Origin of the sequence: Streptomyces vastus (assembly GCF_039532825.1) — a bacterium.
GTDB classification, from domain to species: Bacteria; Actinomycetota; Actinomycetes; order Streptomycetales; family Streptomycetaceae; genus Streptomyces; species Streptomyces vastus.
This window is the reverse complement of record NZ_BAAASJ010000101.1, coordinates 1-1,160: the sequence shown is the minus strand read 5'-3', so window position 1 is coordinate 1,160 and position 1,160 is coordinate 1. Positions and strand designations below refer to the sequence as shown.

1 protein-coding gene is annotated in these 1,160 nt (G+C 65.8%); it reads right to left on the bottom strand.

The window, feature by feature from the left end:
• Complete coding sequence (locus ABD357_RS32955; RefSeq protein ID WP_344394729.1) at window positions 1-1,122, bottom strand: IS630 family transposase; 1,122 nt, start codon at window positions 1,120-1,122, stop codon at window positions 1-3.
• Between the last annotated feature and the right edge of the window lie 38 nt (window positions 1,123-1,160).

Sequence of the window (1,160 nt, the reverse complement as noted above, 5' to 3'; positions counted from 1 at the left end):
CTAGTGTCCTGCGCCAGAGATCCGTCGGCAGAAGCGGGCGAGGGAGTTGAGGATCTCTTCGGCTGTCTTGGTCCAGATGAACGGCTTGGGGTCTTGGTTCCAGTCCTTGACCCAGGCCCGGATATCGGCTTCCAGGGCCTGGATGTTCTTGTGTGCGCCGCGGCGGATCATCTGATGGGCCAGGTAGCCGAACCACCGCTCGACCTGGTTGATCCAGGAGGAGCCGGTCGGGGTGAAGTGCAGCTCGAACCGCGGGTGTTTGGCCAGCCATGCCCTGATCGCCGGAGTCTTGTGGGTGCCGTAGTTGTCCACGATCAGATGGACCTGCAGGTGCGCGGGCACCTCCTTGTCGATCCGGATCAGGAACTTCTTGAACTCCACCGCCCGGTGCCGGCGGTGCAAGGCAGTGATGACCTCACCCGTGGCGACATCGAACGCGGCGAACAAGGTGGTCAGGCCGTTACGGACGTAGTCGTGGGTGCGCCGCTCGGGCATGCCCGGCATTATCGGCAGCACCGGCTGAGACCGGTCCAGTGCCTGGATCTGCGACTTCTCGTCCACCGAGAGCACCACCGCACCCTCGGGCGGGTTGAAGTACAGGCCGACGACGTCGTAGACCTTCTCCACGAACAACGGGTCCGTCGACAGCTTGAAGGTGTCCGCCAGATGCGGCTTGAGCTGGAACTGCCGCCAGATCCGGCCCACGGTCGACTTCGACAGGCCACTGTGCTGCGCCATCGATTTCCGGGACCAGTGGGTGGCGTTCTTCGGCAGCTGTTCCAGCGTGGTGACCACGACCGCCTCCACCTGATCGACGCTGATGGTGGGCGGCCGGCCCGGCCGGGGCTCGTCGGCCAGACCGTCCAGCCGCTCGGCGAGGAAGCGCCGCCGCCACTTGCGGACCGTGTCCGCGGTCACCCGAAGCTCCCGGGCGACCGCGACAATCGGCGGCACCTCCGGCCCCGCGCACGCCAGCACAATTCGCGCCCGCAGGGCCAGGGCCTGGGCCGATGTCGCCCGACGCGTCCACCGCTCCAACTGCGCCCGCTCGTCATCGGACAGCAGCAACGGTTCGAGCTTTGGACCCCGACGAGGAACTGACGCACCAGCAGCAGAAGTCATGCAACTTCTAACGATCAACTACTGGCGCAGGACACTAG

Excerpts from the sequence above, each read along its gene's own strand:
- ABD357_RS32955 (WP_344394729.1), bottom strand. The coding sequence starts at position 1,122 with ATGACTTCTGCTGCTGGTGCGTCAGTTCCTCGTCGGGGTCCAAAGCTC.